Raw genomic sequence first — 1402 nt, 5'->3', positions numbered from 1 at the left:
CAACGCGGGGATCCTTCTATGGTTGTCAAGGGTGGCGTGGGTCCGTGTTTGTGGCGTTAAGGGTTCGGTAGGTCCGTCGGGCGAGATAGCGTTTCACGCACCGGCGGATCTCCTTTTTGGTTCGTCCTTCGGCTTGTCGTTTGTGGACGTATCCGATGGTGGCCGGGTCGAAGGTCATTCTGCTCAGGGCGACCATGTGCAGGGCTTTGTTCAGGGTTCTGTCGCCGCCGCGGTTGAGTCTGTGCCGGACGGTGTTGCCGGAGGACGCCGGAATCGGGTTGACCCCGGCTAGGGACGCGAAGGCTGCTTCTGAGCGGATCCGTCCGTGGTGGGACCAGGCGGTAAGGCAGATGGCGGCAGTGACGGGACCGAAGCCTGGTTCCTGCAGGAGCGGGGCGGCTTCGCTTATTTGGACCAGTTCTGTGATTTGGCGGTTGTTGGTTTTGATGTCCGCGTCGAGCTCGCTGATGCGTTTGGCTAGCCGGACCCCTTCGGACCGGGCGACGGTCAGTGCCAGTGGTTCCTCCCGGGAACGCCACCGGGACGCCTCGGCGATCTGTGCTCCGGTCAGGGGTTTGCGGGCATCCAGGCCGAGGTCGTTTACGCGCAGGAGGGCGGTCAAGGCGTTGACCGCCCGGGTACGGTCGGTGGTCATGGCTTCCCGTGCGCAGACCAGGACCCGCAAGGCGGCGCGGACCCCTTCGTTCAGCCGTGGCTGGCGCAGCTGCTGCTCATCCAAGGGCAGAACGGCTGCGGCGATCCGGTGCGCGTCGAGCGGATCGGATTTACCGGTTCCCTGACGTGCATCCATGCGCGCGGCTTCGGCGACCTCGTAGCCGGCGGCGCCGACCGCGCCGGCCAACAGGGCGCCGTAGGACGCGGCTCCTTCAACGACCCATAAGGCAGCCAGGTCAGCGCCGGTGTGGCGCGCGACCCAGGCGATGGCACGGTTGATGCCTGCCCCGGTGGTCGGGAAGGCCCGGGTGGCAATCAATTCACCGGTGCCTGCGGTGATGATGGCGTAGACATGGTTTTTGGCGTGCGTGTCGACGCCGACGACAAAAGGACGGGAATGCGCGACGATAGTCATGGCGGTTCTGGCGTCTTCCTCTATTCGCGGATGTGGTCAGGGCCGTAAAACGGCCGGTACCGGTCCCGGGTAGAGGTCACTTCGGAACAACACTGTGACGAGTCACGCCTGAGGGCGGACAACCTTCTGATCAAGTTACCGAGGTGGGCCGGGCGGTACCGGCCGCTCCACCCCGCGGACGGACAGATCCCACTCAAAGGCACCCTCTACAGGGCCAGTCACTTACAGAGTCACACCCGCGAGGCAGAACGACTACTACCACTCTGCCAGCCAGTCCCAGACCAGCCACCCCAATCCTCACAGTCACTTACG

The 1402-nt window shown here is 64.6% G+C and carries 1 protein-coding gene; it reads right to left on the bottom strand.

Annotated elements, in window-relative coordinates:
* Nucleotides 1–25: 25 nt before the first annotated feature.
* Complete coding sequence (locus KSW38_RS23285) at nt 26–1090, bottom strand: IS110 family RNA-guided transposase (RefSeq protein WP_216927813.1); 1065 nt, start codon at nt 1088–1090, stop codon at nt 26–28.
* Between the last annotated feature and the right edge of the window lie 312 nt (nt 1091–1402).

This window comes from Paenarthrobacter aromaticivorans, assembly GCF_019038615.1.
Taxonomy (GTDB): domain Bacteria; phylum Actinomycetota; class Actinomycetes; order Actinomycetales; family Micrococcaceae; genus Arthrobacter; species Arthrobacter aromaticivorans.
Note: the sequence above shows the minus strand (reverse complement) of the source record. Positions and strands in the feature narration are given on the sequence as shown.

Bases quoted from the DNA above. Each gene is read 5' to 3' on its own strand.
- KSW38_RS23285 (WP_216927813.1), bottom strand. From the start codon at position 1,090: ATGACTATCGTCGCGCATTCCCGTCCTTTTGTCGTCGGCGTCGACACG.